The organism is Oscillibacter sp., from assembly GCF_032018205.1.
GTDB lineage: Bacteria > Bacillota > Clostridia > Oscillospirales > Oscillospiraceae > Oscillibacter.
On the sequence record NZ_DALZOY010000001.1, the window covers coordinates 170,098 to 187,961 of the forward strand.

The window sequence follows — 17,864 nt, forward strand, 5'->3', positions numbered from 1 at the left end:
ATTAAAAGTTTGATAAAAACCTGAAGCTTTGAGAACCATCAGTATAGCACGATTTTGCCGGTCAAACAAGCGGGGAAGCCGCCCCTCTTCGCTTTTTTCACCAAAGCCCTTGCAAAGAGATGAACAATCTGCTAGAATAACACGGTATGCGTGGGCATTTCTCGGCGCTGATTTTGAAAAACCCATGGAGGTTGCGATATATGCAAAAAAGGGACAGGGAAGAACTGAAGCGGAACAACGCGCCCCTCAACGGTGCGCTTAAATTTTTTATCGGAGGCTGTCTGGCGGAAATTTATCTGCTGATGGTGCGAAAATACTATGTCAACGGCAATATAGACCAAATGCTGGGCTGGGACGCCGCCATGCCAACCCTGATGGGAGTCGGCGCGGCGTTGCTGGCGCTGGGTGTGGTCTTGGCCGTGCTGTGGAGAAAAGAGCGGGGTTGGAAGCAAACGGTGGCTTGGGTAGGGGTGTTTGCGGGCCTGTTTCTCTCCGCCGGAAATTGGATGGTCAAAGCGGTGTATCCTACCGGCGTGACCGTGCTCACCGTGCTTACGGCGGCTGCTATGCTGCTTGGGGTGCTCTGGTGCCTGTACGCGCGAGAGTGCTTTTTTGCCATGACGATTCTGGGGACGGGCCTGTTTGCCACTTGGGTCTGCCGTCATGGGATTGGCAGCCAGCAGTGGAAAATCCTCGTCATTGCGGGAGCCTGCGTCTATCTTCTTTTGCTGGCCGCCACGTTTATGGCGGCGCGGAAGCTGGAGCAGACAGACGGAATGCTTGGCGCGCTTCGGATTCTTCCCAAGGATACTGACGGCACCGTTTTGATGGTTTCCTGCGGACTTTCCGCCGTCGCTGTGGCGCTGTCTCTGTTCAGCGCCACCATTGCCTATTATGCCATTTGGGTGCTGGGTATTGCGATTTTTATTCTGGCGGTGTACTATACCGTCAAGGAGCTGTAAGCCGGTCCTACACGCGCGGGTTCATAAATGAAAAAGCGGAGCGCCGTGGGATTTTCCCACGGCGCTCCGCTTTTTCAGGTCTCTGGTGCGGTTGCCTCCCGGTCAATGTCCATGCCGATTTCAAAGACCCGGTTCCAAGGGAAACGGTAATTGGAAATCGTCAGCGTGCCGCAGTTCTCTTCTACCCACGGGGATAAACTGGTGATAAGTTTCCCACCACTGAAATTGGCAAGCACCGGCGCGGCGGAGACTTCCATGTCTGCTTCCAGCCGGGCCAGCACCGCTGCCGAGTCAATTTCAGGCCGATAGAAATTGTCGGGGCTGCCCTTCAAGTCCTCCCGGACGTAGGTGTACAGGTCGTTGCGCACGGTGTTGCGGAAGGCGAAGTCTTTGATGACCCCGTCGGACAGAGACTTCACAAAGGCGGTGTTGGCCGCGTCATTTGTCTCGGGGGCGGGGGAGCGGGTCAGCCATGCATACCGCGCCACCCCGTGGGACAAAGCCGTGCCGGTGACAATGGCCATGTCCAGAAATCCGGCGTAGGCCAAAAGAACACTCAGCTCCGCTTGCTGCGTCAGCGCGTCGTGTATCACGGTGCCGTAAGCGTCGTTGGACGCGTCAATTAAAATGGTGGGCAGCTTGTTTTTTCGATTTTCCGCAAGCGCGTTGTTCAGCGCCCACGCGTAATCCCCGGTGCGTTCCGGCTCCGCCGGAGCGGTGAGCACCAGAATTTGCAGGTCTGCCCCTCTGGTGCCGGAGAGGCTTTCCAGCTTGAAGAACTCCAAATGCTGATCCACCACCACGTTCAGTGGCTGATAGTCATAGGCGCAGGCGGGCTCTGCTTCCAGTCCCCCGATGTATCGAAGAGACGCCTTCGCCCCCTCCCATCCGCAGTCTTGCAGATACAGGGCGGAAATGGCCTTAAACGCCAGATCGTCCACCCCGGAGAGGAGCCAGTCTCCCTCCCGAAGATGGGCGGAGAGGTAGGCAATCTCATTTTTCTGAATGCTGTCCTCCAAAGAGGAGTCGTCCACGCCGATTAAGACACTGAAATTTTTGTGGGTCTCATCGTCCAGCAGGTCCAGCAGATGCGCGCCCAGATTGAGCTTTCGTTCCCGCGCGGACAAGTATTGGGAAAGCGCTCCCTCCGGCAGTGGCTCAGCGGACTGCACCGCCAACGGCTGACCGTCGGTCCCCAGACGGTAGTCCGCTGTGATGAGGTCGACGCGCAGATCGTCTCCCGCCAGATGGGGGCGGGCCATCGCGCCGTAATTTCGCAGGGCGGCGTACTCGTTCAGGCCAAATCCGCCGTATCCCACCGTGGGAGCAAGACGCATTACGCTGTCCAGCAGCCAGACCCGGTTATTTTCGTCCTGTGAGAGAACGGAAAGAAGATTTTCCAGCAGCGCCGTCTCCGTAAGCGTTGTTCCATCCGACAGTGTGACGGGATTTTCCCCCGCAAGGGCCCGGGAGCCGACCAAGCCACCAGATAGAAGCTGGTCCAAGGAGAGAATGTAGCGGTCGCAGCCCTCCTTCTCCTGCCGGAGCACCCATTCGTACAGCGCGGCCCGGTCGCCGGACTGCTCCCCGTTGGGGTTAAGGGGCTGACCATCCAGTTTTGTGGCATAAAGCGAGGAATCCGGCAGCAGCAGCTTATAGTCCAGAGATTCCGCAAGATACACCGCCCGCTCCACATTGTCCGGGCGGTCGTCCAGCGGAACATAGGCAAGCTTTGCAGGACCCTTCGGGTCTGCCGCCTGCCTTTGCCCGCAGCCTGCCGCTCCCAAAAGAAGCGTCAGGGATAGAGCGGCGGAAAGTAACTTTAAAGCAGTTTTTTTCATCGTGCCTCCAATTTGCAAAAAAGTCCGCAAGCACAGCCTGCGGACTTTTTACGCGATGTTTTACAGGGAGAAGCCTCCCAGATCCATGCCGCCGGTGATGTCGTTCAGGCTGGCCTCCATGGTGTCTCCCGCCTGACGCAGCGCCTCGTTTACAGCAGAAACGATCAGGTCCTGAAGCATCTCCACGTCCTCGGGGTCCACGGCCTCGGGCTTGATGTTGACGGACAGAACTTCCTTTTTCCCGTTGACCTTGGCCTCCACTGCGCCGCCGCCCACGCTGGCAGTAAATTCCTGAACCTCAACCGCACTTTGGGCGGTGTTCATGGCTTCCTGCATCTCCTGGATCTTCTGCTGCATCTCCTGCTGACGGGCGGCCCCGGAGGGGCGCATACTGCCGTTGGTAAATCCACGGCGGGCACTGTAACTCATAAAGCAAGGCTCCTTTTCAAATTTGTTTGAAGTGTATGTTTGCAGGCGGGGACGCACGCGAACGCGCCCCGGCTTTAAAACGCGGCTAAAAGCACGCGCCGCATTTATCGGATGGTGAAGTTGTCCAGTCGGCTTCCCCTGCGGATCAAATCCTCCAGCTTGTCCTCCGGAGAGGAGGCGGGGCCGTCGCCCACGGTGAGCCGCACCGTGACGGGCCCATCGGCCCGAAGGGCGGACAATTCCTGAAGCGCGCCCAAGACCCGGTCGTTGTCCAGTCGGCCCTTGGTGATTTCATCCGGCGCATAGACGGTGAGTGCGCCGTCCTTCAGCTCTCCGCTGCACCGGTCCAAAAACACCCGGTACATGGGCGGAAGACGGCCTTTGCATTCCTCCGCCAGCGCATGCCACCACTCCGCGCCTCCCGCGCTTTCTGAAGAAGCAGGAGAAGCGGGCCCCGGCGGGGAAGAAGAAACTTCCGGGGTCGGCGGCGCCGCCGGTTCCCGTGAAACTGCGGCGACGGACGTTTCCGTCGCCTTCGGGAGAGGCGCGGCTGCTTCGGGGGATGGGGTAAATCGCGCATCAGCGTCTTCCCACGGTGGGGCGCTGCGGTCGTCAATGGGCGGCTCCTCCGGCAAGGGCGGTTCCTCGCCCCAAGGCGGACTGTCCTCAAAGGCGGAAGGGGATTTTGCCACTGAAGCGGGTCTTGAAACGGGCGGAACCTTCATGGGCGGAGTGGATCTCTCCGCGGGGGCCGTACGGCCCTGTCCGTTTCGCTCCGTCGGGTTCCTGCCCAGAAGAGCGGGAAGCCGTTCCAGCGTGTCCTCCAGCTTCTGAATCCGGGCGGTGAGCGCGGTGAGGTCCCCGGAGAGGGATTCGTCGCACAGCCGCAGAAGGCACAGCTCTGCGTCGGTCCGGCGGTTGGAACTGTAATAGAGGTCGGCGGAGGCCCGCTGCAAGGTGGTGACCAGATACAAAAGTCTGCTTCCGGACGCGTCTTTTTGGAGCTTGTCCAGCGCCGCGGAGTCGTATCCTCCGGAGAGCAGCGCCGCGCCCCCCTCCGGGGCGGTTCGCCGCAGCAGCAAATCCCGAGTCAGGACGGACAGCTCGCTCAAAACGGCACCCACGTCCTTGCCCCCGTCGTAAAGTCGGTTCAAAAGCAGCAGGGCCGCTTGCGCGTCCCGCTGTAAAATGTGCTCCATCAGTTGGGCGGTCTGAAGATTTCCTGCAAGACCCAGCACGTCCAGCACGGCCGTGGCGTCAATCACGCCGCCCGCCGCCGCGCACTGGTCCAAAAGGGACAGCCCGTCCCGCAAAGCCCCGTCCGCAAGGCGGCTTAAAAGCTCCGCGCCGTCGGCGTGGAGGTCGATGCCCTCCTGCTGGGCGACGTAAGAAAGCCGTCCGGCAACCTCACGGGGCAAAATGCGCTTGAAGGAATACCGCTGGCAGCGGGAGAGAATCGTGGCCGGGACCTTGTGCAGCTCCGTGGTGGCCAGAATGAACATCAAATGCTCAGGCGGCTCCTCAAGAATTTTCAGAAGGGCGTTGAACGCCGCCACGGAAAGCATGTGAACCTCGTCCACAATGTAGACCCGCTTTTTCACGTTGGCGGGGGAATAAATCGCCTCGTCCCGCAAAGCGCGGACCTGATCGACGCCGTTGTTGGAGGCGGCGTCCAGTTCTAAAACATCCAAAAAGGTGCCGTTTTCAATTCCAAGGCAGCTTGGGCAGCGATTGCAGGGATCGCCGTCCTGAGGGTCTTCACAGTTCACCGCCTTGGCCAGAATTTTCGCGCAGGTGGTTTTGCCGGTGCCCCGGGTGCCGGTGAAGAGATAGGCGTGGGACGTGCGTCCTTCCGCCACCTGACGCTTCAGCGTCTCGGTGATGTGGGCCTGGCCAATCACATCTGAAAAGGTTTTGGGCCGCCACTTGCGGTACAAAGCCTGATACACACCACCGCCTCCTTTCAAAAAGACAGAATAAGTCCTCCGTTTGCAGCCACGGAACCGGCGCCCTCGCGGCACATGGAACATCCCGCACGATGCTGCTCGGTTCCCCGCCTGACATGGTTAGCAGGCGTCCATTGCGCGAGACCGGCTCCGCGGCTGCAAGCGGAGGACTTCATTCAAAGTGTATCTATTCTACTATAAATTTTTCAAATTATCAACTGGAATCTGCGGGGACGGGCGTAAATTTTCAGATTGATGAATTTCAGAGCAGTTCCAGAAGGAACAGGGCAATCTGTTCCATAGCCGCCGCCGCCTTTTTAATGGGGAACATCTGAAACACATGCCACATGTCATCCCAGACCTCCAGACGGCACTCCGCGCCCGCTGCCTTCATGGCATGGCACAGAGACTCCGCGTCGGAATAGAGAATTTCATAGGACCCCACCTGCACGAGCGTGGGGGGGAAGTCCGCAAAGTTTCCAAACAGGGGGGAAAGGCTGGGGCTGCGCAGATTTTCCTTCCCGGCGTATACTTCCCGGACGGCGTGGATATACTCCAGCGTCAGCATGGGGTCAATTTCCGCCCGCTCCGTGTAAGAGGGACCGGAGGCGGTCATATCCGTCCACGGGGACATGAGAATCAGGGCGGCGGGCAGCATCCGCCCGGCGGCCTTCAGCCGGTGGCACAGCACCAGCGCAAGATTCCCCCCCGCGCTGTCCCCGGCCACCACCACGTCCCGCGCGCCGTATCCTAGGCGCATGAGATAATCCCACGCACGCAGCCCGTCCTCCACCGCCGCCGGGTATGGGTGCTCCGGGGCAAGGCGGTATTCAAAGGTCAAAACGTCGAAGCCCGTGGCCTTGGTGAGCTTGGAGGAGAGCACCTTGGAATAGCCAAGGTTCCCGCTGGTATAGCCCCCGCCGTGGCAGTATAGCACGGCGCGCCTGCGCCGGTGGGGCCGCTGCAAACGCATCCACGCCGCAGGCATCCCGGCAAGGTCAAACGGCTCCCAGCTCATGTCCGCCATGTCGGCGGTGAGATTGCCCAAAAGCTCCTGACTCCGGCGCTGGCGCTCCAGCTCCTCCACCGTCATTGCTTCCGGCGCTCCCGCGCTGTGGAGGGCCTTGAGCACTCGCATGGCGGGGGCCAATCGGCGGCTTTCGGCGGATTTGCGCTGCTGGGCAAGCGCGGCCTTGAGAACCTTGCGGGACTGGTCCATGACGCGCCCTCCTTTTCAATGATGGCATCATGATAGCATAGTTTTCCCCAAATGACACGCTTTTTTCCGTTTGTTGCGGGGAAATTCGGGCGGCGGGTCAATGCGTTCTTGCGGTGAGCGGCGGCCCATGATACAATTATTCAGATGAGCCGCCGCGTTTGCCCGTCCCTGAAGGGAAAGCGAAAGCGGTCCGAGCGCAGGCGCAAATGGAGTTTAAAAAGGAGGGAGCCGCCATGGCGACAAAAAAGCAATGGTACAAGCTGGACAACGCGGGCGTGCTGTACTCCGCGCTTCAGCGGGAGGAGTATTCCGCCGTCTACCGTTTTTCCGCCGTGATGACCGAGCCGGTGAACCCCGCCGCGCTGCAAGGGGCCATTGACGCGGTGCTGCCCCGGTTTCCGGGATTCGCGGTGCGGATTCGCCGAGGCGTATTCTGGTACTATTTCGAGCCGAACACTGCCCCCGGTCCTTTTTTGAAAGAGGATGTGGCGGACCCCTGTCAGCCCTTTCGGTTTCATGAGGACGCGGGGTGGCTAATTCGATTTTACCGCTATCAAAACCGCATTTCCTTTGAGGCATTTCATGCCCTGTCGGACGGCGCGGGCGCGATTACCTTTTTTAAGACGCTTTTGGCGGAATATCTGCGCCAAACCGGTATGTTTGTTCCTGTGGAAGAGGGGATTCTGGATTTAAACGAACCGCCCCGGCCCGAGGAACTGGAGGACGCCTACGCCCGCTATGTGGGTCCCGCCGCCCGCAGGCTGCCGCTGATTAAGAAAGCCTATCAAAATCTGGGGCAGGCGGAGCCGTTTTATACGTTTCATGTCACCATGGGCTTTGTGCCGCTGGACAAGCTTCTGGAAAAAGCCCGGAGCTATGGCGTGTCGGTGACGGAGTATCTGGCGGCGGCGCTTCTTCTGGTGCTGGCGGAAAAACAACGGCGGGAGAACTATCACAAGATGCTGCCTGTGACGCTGGCGGTGCCGGTCAATCTGCGGCCTTGGTTTCCGTCGGAAACTCTGCGGAATTTTCTGGTCACGGTTCAGCCGGGGTTTGATCCGGCGCTGGGGGAGCACAGCCTTGCGGAGGTGGCGGCGCAGGTGCGCCACTATATGCGGCTCCATATTTCGCCGCAGGAAATGCGGGCGCAGATTACCCGCAACGTCCGTTATCAGTCCAACACGGCATTGCAGCTTCTGCCCCGTGTGGTGAAAAATTCCATTGTGGCTTACCATTATCGAACCCGGGGCGTGCGCCCTTATTCCGCCACGTTTACAAATCCCGGCGCGATCCCCATGCCGGAGGCCATGCGGCCCCACATTCACCACATGGAGGTGGTACTGGGGCAGGCCACCGTTCCCCGGCCCCATGTGGCCTCTGTCAGCTATGGCAACATCATGGAAATCACCGTGGCGGGGACACAGGCGGACGCGGAGACGGAACGGGACTTTTTCCGCTTTCTGGTACGGGAGGGGCTGCCCGTGCGCATTGAGAGCAACCGCTCAAACCCCGAAAGGAGGACGTAAACATGCCATATTGCGTACACTGCGGCGTGGAGCTGAGCGCCGATGTGAAGGATTGCCCCCTGTGCGGCACGGAGGTGCACGACCCCGGCGCTGACCCGGCGGCGGAGCACCCGCCCTTTTTTCCTGCCCGGCGGGCGGAGGTGGCTCCGGTTTCAAAGCGGACGGCGGCTCTGCTGCTTACGTCTATGCTGGCGTCGGTCAGCGTGTGCTGCGCACTGCTGAATCTGGCGCTGAAGCCGGAACACCGGTGGTATTTGTTTGTGGTGGGCGCGGCGGCGATGCTGTGGGTCTGGCTGGTGCTGCCGCTGCTTGTAAACCGCTGGGTCCCTCTCTGGGTGCGGCTCACCGCGGACGTGGGCGCGGTGGCGGTCTATGTGGCCCTGATCGCTCTGGCGCTGGACGGCTGGGAATGGTTTTGGGGCCTTGCAGTGCCGCTTTTGGCGGTGGCGGCGGCGGTGGTGTGCGCCCTGAGCTGGCTTTTGCGCCGGGGGCACTCCATGCTGACCACCGCCATGCTGTGCCTTGGGGCAGCGGGGCTTTTCTGCGTGGGCGTTGAGGCCTGCACAGACCTGTATCTGCATGACCTGTGGTCCCCGGGGTGGTCACTGGTGGTTTTGGCGGCCTGCGTGGGTCTTTCTATTCCGCTGGTGGTGGTGCGGCGAGTGCCGTCCCTGCGGGAGGAAGCGCGGCGGAGATTTCATTTTTAGGGCTGCTGCCCGACGGTGCACATAGTCGGGTTTTTGTTTTCTTCCATGGTGAGAGTGAGATGAAGGGGACGGCAGCATACTTTTTGAGCTGAATAAAAAAACCAAGCGGAAGGGACAGAGGAATATCCTCTGTCCTTTCCGCTTTCATGATGAATTAGAGGTATAATTCGCCCCAGCGTCCGCAGGTTTCAAAGCCGACCTGGCGATAAAGCTCCGCTACCCCGTCATTGCCGGAGATCAGGCGGGGCGTTTTTCCTTTTTTCTGAATGCGACCTGTCAGAAAGCGGCTGATGCAGCCGCCCAAACCCCGGTGGCGAAACTCCGGTACCACCGCCACTGCCGCGATGATGCCGCATTCGTCGTCCTCGGAGGCGATGCTCCCTGTGCCGACGGGCTGCCCGTCAACCTCCAACTGCCACACCTCCGCAAGCCCCTTGGACAGGCGCAGGCGCAGATCGGCGGACCAGCTCTCATACTGAAGGTGCTGGCGGTAGTATTCGTGGCTCTGCTGGAGGATGCTGAACACCGTCCGAAGGTCACCGGGCACAAGATCAGGGAACATCCCGCTCTGGGGCCCGCCCCGGTATACCATGAAATACGAGCTGTCTATTGTGCCGCCCAACAGGCGCTGAAGCGCATCGGTCAACGTCCGGTCTGCGTCGATTTCTCCCACGCGCTCCGCCTGTGCCAGAGCCGCGATTTCTCCGGGGTTTGCCCGGCCGTCGGCAGAGACTGACAGCACGCCTCCGGATAGGCACAGCGCAGCAGCGGGGAAGCCGTCTTCCACGCATAGGTAAAAGCGGGCGCGGACATCTCCCGGCCCGTAAGCCCGAAGAGCGGACAGCGCCCGGGAGCCAAAGACGTGTTCATAGGAACAGGCCGTGGAAAACGCAGAAATCTGGGTGGGCGCAGTCAGCGGCACAAGCATGGGGAACCTCCTCTTCATGAAAAAGAGGGCGTATCCGCCCGCCTTTCAAAAGCGTATATCGGGCGCGTTATCGCGTCTCGGCGTGTTTACTGTTCCTGATCTGGGACAGATAGCGGTAAATGCTGGCCTGAGAACAGCAAAGCCCTTCGGCCACGTCCTTTACCGCACCCTTGAGCAAAAAGATACCGTCGGCCTCCAGCTTGGTGAGAATTTGCAGGCGTTCGTTGGCGGTCAGCCGCTCTGCCGTTACCCCCAGCAGCTCTAGCTCGCCGCTGACGGCGTCGGCTGCCACAGCTTCCGCGGAATTGCCGAATTTTTCAGGCATCCGCTGCTCGGCTGGCACTGCCCCAGGGCCAAACTGAGAAACAAAGTCCTCCACAAAAAAGTCGGGGTGGCACAGGCCCATTATCTGGCTGCTGACAGCCCGGAACTGGCTGTCATCAAAGTTAATGCAGAGCATACCGATCAGCCGGGCATTGTCCTTGATGAACAGCGTGTTGGACCGCAAAGTCTTGCCGTTGATGGCGACCCCGTAGTAATTCAGGCGGTAGTCCGAGGTTTCGTAGCTCTTGTCCTTCAAAATACTCAGGGCAATGTTGGTCAGGGGAGCGCCAATCTCCCGCCCGCTGATGTGATTATTAGCGATGGCAACAATCGAACGTTCTTTATTTGTCAAATCGTGGAGAGCAACCTCGTAGGAAGAACCCAGGGCGCGCCCGAGGAACTCCGTAAGTTTCGCATACGGCAGGAGAAGGGGGTTGGGGATCTCGGGCATGCGCTCACCTCAGTTCATATTTTTGCTGCGATCTTTATCTTCATTATATATGTTTGTCAGTTTTTTGTCAAAATAAAAAATTATCCTAACTATAATAATAATAAATTTGCACTTTTAAAGATAATTTATAAGTATTGCACAATATTCAAAAAATAAAAATGTTTAATCAGACAAATGTGATAAATTAGCAACATTTTAATTGACAAAATTTTTAAGAGTGATAAAATTTTATTACAAAGCGAAGGAGGATTACCAATGAAAGCGATTGTTAGTACAACCAAGGCCCCTGCGGCCATCGGGCCTTACTCTCAGGCCGTGCAGGCAGGTGGACTGGTCATCACCTCCGGGCAGCTGCCCATTGACCCCGCCACGGGCGTGTTTCCCGAGGGCGTCCAGGCCCAGACCCGGCAGTCATTGACCAATGTCAAGGCTATTTTGGAGGAAGCCGGCACCGGCATGGACCACATTATCAAGACCACCGTGTTCCTGAAGAACATGAATGACTTTGGCGCCATGAACGAGGTGTACGCCACCTTTTTCACCGAAAGCGGCTTTCCCGCCCGCTCTGCAATTGAAGTCGCTCGTCTTCCCAAGGACGCGTTGGTAGAAATCGAAGTCATCGCAGTCCTGTAAGGATATTCCCGCTTTCCCGTTACGTTCCTGCATCTTTCTTTGGAAGATACTGTCCGCCAGGCGAAAAGCAGGGATTGGGACCCCTGTGTTTTGACGACCGGAGTATCCATAACAAGGCGCACTGCGCCGAAAAATTATGGAGGTAAAGCACTATGTCTAACAAATATTCTCTGAACGTTCCCGCTCCTCATCACTTTACTTTCGCGGTTCGTGATGTTCCCAATGTGACGTTGGAGCAACGTGAGCGTGCGCTGAAGGCCACCCACTACAATGAGTTCGCCTTCCCCTCCGGCATGCTGACGGTCGATATGCTTTCCGACTCCGGCACCACCGCTATGACCAACCAGCAGTGGGCGTCCCTGTTCCTGGGCGACGAGGCCTATGGCCGCAACACCGGCTATTACGTTCTGCTGGACACCTTCCGCGACATTCTTGAGCGGGGCGGCGAGAAGAACTGGAAGAAGATTGTCGATCTGGTTCGCACCGACTGCCGGGACGTGGAGAAGATGATGGATGAGGTCTACCTCTGCGAGTACGAGGGCGGCCTGTTCAACGGCGGTGCTGCTCAGATGGAGCGGCCCAACAGCTTTATCATCCAGCAGGGCCGCGCAGCCGAGTCTGTGCTGATGGAAATTATTAAGAAAATTCTGGCCCAGCGGCATCCCGGCAAGGTCTTTACCATCCCCTCCAACGGCCATTTCGATACCACCGAGGGCAACATCAAGCAGATGGGCTCCGTGCCTCGGAACCTGTATCACAAAGAGCTGCTCTATCAGACTCCCGAGGGCGGAGCCTATGCAAAAAACCCCTTCAAGGGCAACATGGACATTGACAAGCTGGAGCAGCTGATTCAGGCCGTGGGTTCCGAAAACGTGCCCTTGATCTTTACCTGCATCACCAATAACCCCATCTGCGGCCAGCCCGTTTCCATGGCCAATATCAAGGACATTAACCGGGTTGCGCACAAGTACGATATCCCCTTGGTATTCGATGTGGCCCGCTGGGCGGAAAACTGCTACTTCATCAAGATGAACGAAGACGGCTACGCCGATAAGTCCATCGCCGAGATTGCCACCGAGATGTTCTCCTATTGCGACGCCTTCACCATGTCCGCCAAGAAGGACGGCCACGCCAACATGGGCGGTATGCTGGCTTTCCGCGACAAGGGGTTGTTCTGGAAGAATTTCTCCGACTTCAATGAAGACGGCACCGTCAAGACCGACGTGGGCGTGCTGCTGAAGGTCAAGCAGATCTCCTGCTATGGCAACGATTCTTACGGCGGCATGAGCGGCCGCGACATTCTGGCGCTGGCCGTGGGCCTGTATGAGTCCTGCGACTTCAACTATATGCATGAGCGCGTGAAGCAGTGCGAATATCTGGCGCAGGGCTTCTACAAGGCCGGAGTCAAGGGCGTGGTGCTGCCCGCCGGCGGTCATGCCGTGTACATCAACATGGACGAATTCTTCGACGGCAAGCGCGGCCATGAGGCTTTTGCCGGCGAGGGCTTCAGCCTCGAGCTGATCCGCCGCTACGGGATCCGTGTCTCTGAGCTGGGCGACTATTCCATGGAGTATGATCTGAAGACTCCGGAGCAGCAGGCCGAGCTTGCCAACGTGGTTCGGTTCGCCATTGACCGCAGCCGCCTGACTCAGGAGCATCTGGACTATGTCATCGCCGCCGTCAAGGCCCTGTATGAAGACCGGGAAAGTATCCCCAACATGCGCATCATCTGGGGGCATAACCTGCCCATGCGTCACTTCCATGCCTTCCTGGAGCCCTATTCCAACGAGGAGAAATAATTCTCCAACTTATAATCTTGCGTAACCTGCGCCGCGTGGAAAGAGCGCAGGGGTAAAGAGCGAAACGCCCGCGGAAAATGAATACGCTTTCCGCGGGCGTTTTTACGCGCACTCCTCCCCGCAAAGAGGCCGGTCGGAAGTCCGGTCCAGCCAGGAAGGCGGCCCCCGCTCTGTGAGGAACCGGGGTTACCGATATACAACGAATGGAGGGACAATAATGGCAGAAAACTCAAAAACTTTAGAAAAGCAAGATGGCTTTAAGTCGCAGTGGGGCTTTATCATGGCGGCCGTCGGCTCCTGTGTGGGCATGGCCAACGTCTGGCGCTTCCCCATGCTGGTCTCCCGCTACGGCGGTCTGACCTTCCTGATCCCCTATTTCATCTTTGCGTTCATCATTTCCCAGTCTGGTATGATGGAGGAGTTCTCTCTGGGCCGTTGGTCCGGCTACGGTCCCGTGGGCTCCTTCGGCAAGGCCATGGAAAACGGCGGCAGGTCCAAAAAAATTGGCGAACTCATCGGCAGCGTCCCTGTGTTTGCCTCGCTGTGCCTGGGCACCGGCTATGCGGTCATCATGGGCTGGGTGTTCTACTACGCCAAGATGGCCTTCACCGGCGAGCTGGTGGCCATGGGTCAGGACATGAACGTCATCGGCAGTACCTTCGGGGCGGTGGCTCCGGAGGCGGCGACGCTCCCCGAAGCCATCAAGATGACTTTTGCGACCGGCGGCGCCAATAACTTCTGGATTATCGTTGCCATCGCAGTGTCTTTCCTCATTATGATCCTGGGCGTGTCCGGCGGCATTGAGGCCTCCTGCAAGGTTATGATCCCGGCCCTGTATGTGCTGTTCATTATTCTGGCGGTCGTCATGATCTTCATCCCCGGCACCGGCGACGGCTATCGGTATATCTTCACTCTGGATCCCAAGGGCCTGCTGAACCCGGAGGTTTGGGTCTTTGCCTTTGGTCAGTGCTTCTTCTCCCTGTCCGTGGCAGGCTCCGGCTCCGTCATCTACGGTTCCTATCTTGGCAAGGACGTGAAAATCCGTCAGTCTGCCGCCCTGTGCGCCGTGTTCGACACCTCCGCGGCCCTACTGGCCATGCTGATCATTATTCCCGCCATGGCGACTGTGGGCGCGGATCTGGGCAACGGTGGCCCCGGCCTGCTGTTTATTTACATCCTGCCCGTCTTCAACAGCATGGGCGGCATCTCCCGGATCATCGGCATCTTCTTCTATGTCGCGGTCCTGTTTGCCGGCATCAGCTCCATTATCAATCTCTTTGAGACGCCCGTGGCAATGTTGCAGGAAAAGCTGCACATGAAGCGCCTGACCGCCACCGCCGTAATCCACATTTTCGGTCTGGTAGTCTCTCTGATCATCCAGCCTTGGACCTCCCAGTGGATGGATATGGTGTCCATTTACCTGTGCCCCTTGGGCGCCTTCACTGCCGGGTTTATGTTCTTCTGGGTCATGAAGAAGGATGTCGCTGTGGAGGCGGTGCAGTTGGGCAGCGAAAAGCCCATCATGAAGTGGTTCTACTCTTTTGGCAAGTACGTATTTGTCCCGCTGTGCCTTCTGTGCTTTGTTCTGGGCATTGGGTTTGGCGGCATTGGCTGATCTCCCCGGTGATTCAACACTCTTTTCAAAAAATGGGCGGCGCCGAGAAACGGCGCCGCCCTCTGTTCATCTTTTCACCTGTGCTTTGACAAGGTATCCCCAAAAATTGGGCTGTGCCGCTGCCGTGGGAGGGCTTTTCTCGCTTATGCAAGCTCCTGTGCGGGGACGGATTTCCGGGTCCGCAGCTTCGCGGCGATGCGGTCCAGCATTTCACTCACCGGAACGTCCAGTGCGGCGGCAAGTTCGCCACCCAAAAGCTGCTCTGCCTGCTTCATGAAGTGTTCGTCCACAGCCCCAAATTTTCGCTTCGTCTCCTCCACATGCGTCTTTTTGCAGTAAATCGAGATGACAAGCTCCAAAAGATCGCGGCAATCGCTGGTTTGCAGAAGCGTCTGGTAATGGTCCCGCAGATTTTGGGTGCTGCCGCCGTAATAGGCCTGCGCCCGGCTGGCGGGAATCGCGTCCACCAGATCATCCGCCTCTTCTGCTGTCAGGATAGGCCGAATGGGCACCTTGCAATTTTCTATCGGTGCGTAAATCGTCCCGTCCTGATACAGGGGGCTGAGCACATAGTAGAGCTTATCCAGCTCTCCAGGCTTGCTCCGGCAAAAGTCCGGCTGGGTGATATCTTCCACCCGACACACACCCGTGCGTCCGTAAACCACAAGATCTTCCTTTTGAAACATAGCTCCTCCGCTTCCCGCCGACAGGCACAAAGCGCCTGCCGAAATGCCGAGAAAAATAACTTCCGTTATTTTTCCGCCGCGGGCCACGCCTTTTTGGCGCGGCCCGCGGACTCAACTGCGCTTAATCGCTCCCACGATAAAACGCGCCGGTCCAACGGCCGAGTTTCTCGGCTGCTGGACCGCGTAATCTATATTTATATATTATAGCACATTTTTTGAAGAAATGGTAGGGGTTTTTTACAAATAATTTTAAAACCTGTCCCTGACGGGCAATTTTCGGGTCAGACGGGCGGCCAATCTGGCCGCCGGGCGTCAGGATAGACGGCTTCCACCTTTGAATTCGACCTGCTTGTCAAAGCACTTCAGCGTCTCCCAAATCACACTTTGGAAGTGAAACCGCGTCTCTCCCGCGTAAGAATAGCCAAGCCCTTCGTACAGGTGGCAGGCCGGGGAATTTCCCTCGTAGGTGTCCAGCCGGATCACAGGCCAGTCCTTTGCCCGGGCGTGCCCCTCGCAGAAGTGCACAAATTCTTTCCCTTTTCCCTGACCCGCGAAGTCCGGGTGGATGCAAAGGGTATGGATGACCATGACCTCCTCCGGTGCGGCCTGAAAATTCCAGTGAATACCGGCGTATTCCGGCGGCTGAATCTGGTTGAGAATTACGCAGCCAAACAGCGCGCCGTCCTCCTCTCCCACATACAGCGTGCCCTGCTCAAACGCCGCGCTGGCATGAGCAAGGGTGGGGTAGAGGTCCTTCTGCCAATTGGTATGGCGTACCGTATCCTCGCGGTCCAGCAGCGCCCGGTAAAGTGCGTCCACCCGATCAAGATCGTGCGCCTGTGCAAGTCGAATCATCTCTGTTTGCTCCTTTGTTTTTAATGGGATATCCCTGAAAGTCTGCCAAAATCCGCGCAGAGATGGACCAAACATAGCGCTGCACCGGTGGAGGCAAGTGTTCTAAAGCGGCTTCTGCCCGTCAGACTGCGGATTCTTAAGTTTTCCGGGTTTGGATGGGCGCTTTTTTACCGGCGGAACGGGCGGCGGAGCCAGCGGGGCTTGGGGGCGCAGCTTAGAGGGCGAAATTTTTCGTTCCGCCAGCTGGTCCTTTACGAACTGACGGAACAGGGCATACAGCACCGAGCACAAGGGAATAAATACCAGCATTCCCAGAATCCCCATTAGCTTTCCGCCTAAGATGACCGCCACCAGCACCCAAATGGAGGGAAGCCCCACGGAAGACCCCACCACATGGGGATAGATAAGATTTCCCTCGATCTGCTGGATGACCAGAAACAGCACGATGAACAAAAGCGCCTGCACCGGATTTACCAAGAGAATCAGCAGTGCGCCCACGGCGCAGCCGATAAATGCCCCCACAATGGGAATCAGGGCCGTCAGCGACACCGTCACGCCCACCAGAACCGCATAGGGCATCTTAAAAATCGGCATAGTCACGATGAACAGGGAGCCCAGAATCACTGCCTCCAGACACTGGCCGGAAAGAAAGTTTGAAAATGTGCGGTTTGCAAGGTCGGCCACGGACAAGATCCGGTCCGCCGCCCGCTCAGGCAGCAGGGCGTAGAGAATCTGGCGAATTTGATGCCCTAGCTTTTCCTTTTGAAGAAGCAGGTAGACGGCAAACACCAGCCCGATGAAAAACGTGCTCACGCCGCTGACCACGCTGCCCACGAAGCTCATGCCGCCCAGCACGCCGCCAACGCCCGTATTTACCAGCTGCTCGCCCAAATCACGCAGCAGCTCCAGCGCCTTGGCGGACAGAGTGGTCCACTGGATGTCCAGCGTTTGAAGCGCCGTCTCAAGCTCCGGCAGGCGGGTTTCCAGCGTCGAGAGCATCTCTGGCAGCCGGGTAAAAAACGTCTGTGCCTGCTGAGAGACGGAGGATACCGCATCCCCCAGACTGGGGACGATGACAAGGCTTGCAAGCGCCAATACCCCGGACACCAGCGCCAGTGTCAGCAAAAAAGCCACGAGGCGGCGCAGTTTTGCGGTGCGCTTGTCGTTGCCCATCCGCCGCTCCACCGCCCGCATGGGCACGTTGAGAATGAACGCCACGGCGCAGCCCAGCAGAAAGGGCGCGATGAGAGAAACCATTGCCCCCAGCGCCCCGCCCAGCAGCGTCAGATTTTGCAGACCCCAATACCCCGCCAGAACGGCAAAGGCCGCGCCAGCCACCGTCCACACGTTTTTCTTATGAAACTCCATAGCTACTCCTTTTGAAAAAGCGGGCGGGGCAAGGCTCCGCCCGCTTGACCGGGTTCCGACTTATAAAATAGGATGGGCCAAAGCGTCAGCTCCTACGATAGTTTTCCGCCGCCGTCAGATAGCTTTGCGCCTCTTCCCGGTTGGCCTCAATCTCCTCCGGCGTGAGGGACCGGACGACCTTTGCGGGACTGCCCAGAATCAATGACCCGTCGGGCGCGTCCATTTTCCCGGACACCAGCGCCCCCGCCCCCACAAGGCAGTTGTTTCCAATCCGTGCCCCGTTTAGAAGCACGGAGCCCATGCCCACAAGGGTATTGTTCCCCACGGTGCAGCCGTGGAGAATGGCCCCGTGGCCCACGGTGCAGCCGCTGCCCACTGTCGTCTCGTCGTGAAGCGCGCAGTGGTCCTGAATGTTGGTGTTTTCCCCGATTTTGATGGGGCCCCAGTCCCCCCGGAGCACAGCGTAATACCAGATGTTGGCGCCCTTGCCCAAGGTCACGTTCCCGGTCACAACAGCGCCCTCAGCAATTAAAACGTCCTGATCCGTCTCTCTTTTTTGATAAGGCATATGGATG

General features: G+C 58.3%; 16 protein-coding genes and 1 other RNA gene. 6 read left to right on the forward strand and 11 right to left on the reverse strand.

Features of this window, described 5'->3' with window-relative positions; translation table 11 throughout:
- The first annotated feature begins 200 nt into the window (after nt 1-200).
- The gene (locus RTU96_RS00765; protein WP_312634368.1) at nt 201-962 is read left to right on the forward strand and encodes a hypothetical protein; all 762 of its coding nucleotides are present in this window, start codon (nt 201-203) and stop codon (nt 960-962) included.
- 74 nt (nt 963-1,036) lie between these two features.
- On the opposite strand, the gene RTU96_RS00770 is transcribed toward RTU96_RS00765, so the two are convergent.
- From RTU96_RS00770 to RTU96_RS00790, 5 genes are all read right to left on the reverse strand, one after another.
- Nucleotides 1,037-2,803 (reverse strand): DUF4127 family protein, encoded by a 1,767-nt coding sequence (locus RTU96_RS00770; protein ID WP_312634369.1) that lies wholly within the window; start codon nt 2,801-2,803, stop codon nt 1,037-1,039.
- 60 nt (nt 2,804-2,863) lie between these two features.
- Nucleotides 2,864-3,232 (reverse strand): YbaB/EbfC family nucleoid-associated protein, encoded by a 369-nt coding sequence (locus RTU96_RS00775; protein ID WP_312634370.1) that lies wholly within the window; start codon nt 3,230-3,232, stop codon nt 2,864-2,866.
- Between the two features lie 104 nt (nt 3,233-3,336).
- Complete coding sequence (gene dnaX / locus RTU96_RS00780) at nt 3,337-5,181, reverse strand: DNA polymerase III subunit gamma/tau (protein ID WP_312634372.1); 1,845 nt, start codon at nt 5,179-5,181, stop codon at nt 3,337-3,339.
- 48 nt (nt 5,182-5,229) lie between these two features.
- Nucleotides 5,230-5,329: signal recognition particle sRNA small type (gene ffs / locus RTU96_RS00785), an RNA gene on the reverse strand.
- Nucleotides 5,330-5,440: 111 nt separating this feature from the next.
- On the reverse strand, nt 5,441-6,397 hold the full coding sequence (locus RTU96_RS00790; protein WP_312634373.1) for an alpha/beta hydrolase: 957 nt from the start codon (nt 6,395-6,397) through the stop codon (nt 5,441-5,443).
- Between the two features lie 233 nt (nt 6,398-6,630).
- Between RTU96_RS00790 and RTU96_RS00795 the strand changes: the two genes are divergently transcribed.
- Together RTU96_RS00795 and RTU96_RS00800 are read left to right on the forward strand one after the other, a co-directional pair.
- Nucleotides 6,631-7,923, forward strand: a complete 1,293-nt coding sequence (locus RTU96_RS00795) for a hypothetical protein (RefSeq protein WP_312634375.1) — start codon at nt 6,631-6,633, stop codon at nt 7,921-7,923.
- A 2-nt stretch (nt 7,924-7,925) separates the two neighbouring features.
- Nucleotides 7,926-8,630 carry a DUF6320 domain-containing protein gene (locus RTU96_RS00800; RefSeq protein WP_312634376.1) on the forward strand — a complete coding sequence of 235 codons (705 nt, stop codon included), beginning with the start codon at nt 7,926-7,928 and terminating at the stop codon, nt 8,628-8,630.
- 154 nt (nt 8,631-8,784) lie between these two features.
- Here the strand turns inward: RTU96_RS00800 and RTU96_RS00805 are convergent, their stop codons facing one another.
- Nucleotides 8,785-9,558: a GNAT family N-acetyltransferase gene (locus tag RTU96_RS00805; RefSeq protein WP_312634378.1), complete on the reverse strand. Its 774-nt coding sequence runs from the start codon at nt 9,556-9,558 to the stop codon at nt 8,785-8,787.
- Between the two features lie 67 nt (nt 9,559-9,625).
- Nucleotides 9,626-10,333 carry a PAS domain-containing protein gene (locus RTU96_RS00810; RefSeq protein WP_312634379.1) on the reverse strand — a complete coding sequence of 236 codons (708 nt, stop codon included), beginning with the start codon at nt 10,331-10,333 and terminating at the stop codon, nt 9,626-9,628.
- Nucleotides 10,334-10,588: 255 nt separating this feature from the next.
- On the opposite strand from RTU96_RS00810, the gene RTU96_RS00815 reads away from it, so the two are divergent.
- The 3 genes from RTU96_RS00815 to RTU96_RS00825 all read left to right on the forward strand — a co-directional run bounded on the left by RTU96_RS00815 (nt 10,589) and on the right by RTU96_RS00825 (nt 14,380).
- Nucleotides 10,589-10,966, forward strand: a complete 378-nt coding sequence (locus RTU96_RS00815; protein WP_312634381.1) for a RidA family protein — start codon at nt 10,589-10,591, stop codon at nt 10,964-10,966.
- 152 nt (nt 10,967-11,118) lie between these two features.
- Nucleotides 11,119-12,765 carry a tryptophanase gene (locus RTU96_RS00820; RefSeq protein ID WP_312634382.1) on the forward strand — a complete coding sequence of 549 codons (1,647 nt, stop codon included), beginning with the start codon at nt 11,119-11,121 and terminating at the stop codon, nt 12,763-12,765.
- Between the two features lie 217 nt (nt 12,766-12,982).
- Entirely contained in the window at nt 12,983-14,380 is a 1,398-nt protein-coding gene (locus RTU96_RS00825) for a sodium-dependent transporter (protein ID WP_312634383.1), read from the forward strand.
- Between the two features lie 143 nt (nt 14,381-14,523).
- Here the strand turns inward: RTU96_RS00825 and RTU96_RS00830 are convergent, their stop codons facing one another.
- From RTU96_RS00830 to RTU96_RS00845, 4 genes are all read right to left on the reverse strand, one after another.
- A complete protein-coding gene (locus RTU96_RS00830) occupies nt 14,524-15,066 on the reverse strand; it encodes a CarD family transcriptional regulator (RefSeq protein WP_312634385.1) in 543 nt (180 codons plus the stop codon).
- Nucleotides 15,067-15,378: 312 nt separating this feature from the next.
- A complete protein-coding gene (locus tag RTU96_RS00835) occupies nt 15,379-15,921 on the reverse strand; it encodes a GNAT family N-acetyltransferase (RefSeq protein WP_312634386.1) in 543 nt (180 codons plus the stop codon).
- 102 nt (nt 15,922-16,023) lie between these two features.
- Entirely contained in the window at nt 16,024-17,289 is a 1,266-nt protein-coding gene (locus RTU96_RS00840; RefSeq protein ID WP_312634389.1) for an AI-2E family transporter, read from the reverse strand.
- Nucleotides 17,290-17,374: 85 nt separating this feature from the next.
- Entirely contained in the window at nt 17,375-17,857 is a 483-nt protein-coding gene (locus RTU96_RS00845) for a gamma carbonic anhydrase family protein (protein WP_312634390.1), read from the reverse strand.
- Between the last annotated feature and the right edge of the window lie 7 nt (nt 17,858-17,864).

What these genes read in the sequence shown, in the direction of transcription:
- RTU96_RS00765 (WP_312634368.1), top strand. Translation starts at nt 201, where the DNA reads ATGCAAAAAAGGGACAGGGAAGAACTGAAGCGGAACAACGCGCCCCTC.
- RTU96_RS00770 (WP_312634369.1), bottom strand. Translation starts at nt 2,803, where the DNA reads ATGAAAAAAACTGCTTTAAAGTTACTTTCCGCCGCTCTATCCCTGACG.
- RTU96_RS00775 (WP_312634370.1), bottom strand. Translation starts at nt 3,232, where the DNA reads ATGAGTTACAGTGCCCGCCGTGGATTTACCAACGGCAGTATGCGCCCC.
- RTU96_RS00790 (WP_312634373.1), bottom strand. Translation starts at nt 6,397, where the DNA reads ATGGACCAGTCCCGCAAGGTTCTCAAGGCCGCGCTTGCCCAGCAGCGC.
- RTU96_RS00795 (WP_312634375.1), top strand. Translation starts at nt 6,631, where the DNA reads ATGGCGACAAAAAAGCAATGGTACAAGCTGGACAACGCGGGCGTGCTG.
- RTU96_RS00800 (WP_312634376.1), top strand. Translation starts at nt 7,926, where the DNA reads ATGCCATATTGCGTACACTGCGGCGTGGAGCTGAGCGCCGATGTGAAG.
- RTU96_RS00805 (WP_312634378.1), bottom strand. Translation starts at nt 9,558, where the DNA reads ATGCTTGTGCCGCTGACTGCGCCCACCCAGATTTCTGCGTTTTCCACG.
- RTU96_RS00810 (WP_312634379.1), bottom strand. Translation starts at nt 10,333, where the DNA reads ATGCCCGAGATCCCCAACCCCCTTCTCCTGCCGTATGCGAAACTTACG.
- RTU96_RS00815 (WP_312634381.1), top strand. Translation starts at nt 10,589, where the DNA reads ATGAAAGCGATTGTTAGTACAACCAAGGCCCCTGCGGCCATCGGGCCT.
- RTU96_RS00820 (WP_312634382.1), top strand. Translation starts at nt 11,119, where the DNA reads ATGTCTAACAAATATTCTCTGAACGTTCCCGCTCCTCATCACTTTACT.
- RTU96_RS00825 (WP_312634383.1), top strand. Translation starts at nt 12,983, where the DNA reads ATGGCAGAAAACTCAAAAACTTTAGAAAAGCAAGATGGCTTTAAGTCG.
- RTU96_RS00830 (WP_312634385.1), bottom strand. Translation starts at nt 15,066, where the DNA reads ATGTTTCAAAAGGAAGATCTTGTGGTTTACGGACGCACGGGTGTGTGT.
- RTU96_RS00835 (WP_312634386.1), bottom strand. Translation starts at nt 15,921, where the DNA reads ATGATTCGACTTGCACAGGCGCACGATCTTGATCGGGTGGACGCACTT.
- RTU96_RS00840 (WP_312634389.1), bottom strand. Translation starts at nt 17,289, where the DNA reads ATGGAGTTTCATAAGAAAAACGTGTGGACGGTGGCTGGCGCGGCCTTT.
- RTU96_RS00845 (WP_312634390.1), bottom strand. Translation starts at nt 17,857, where the DNA reads ATGCCTTATCAAAAAAGAGAGACGGATCAGGACGTTTTAATTGCTGAG.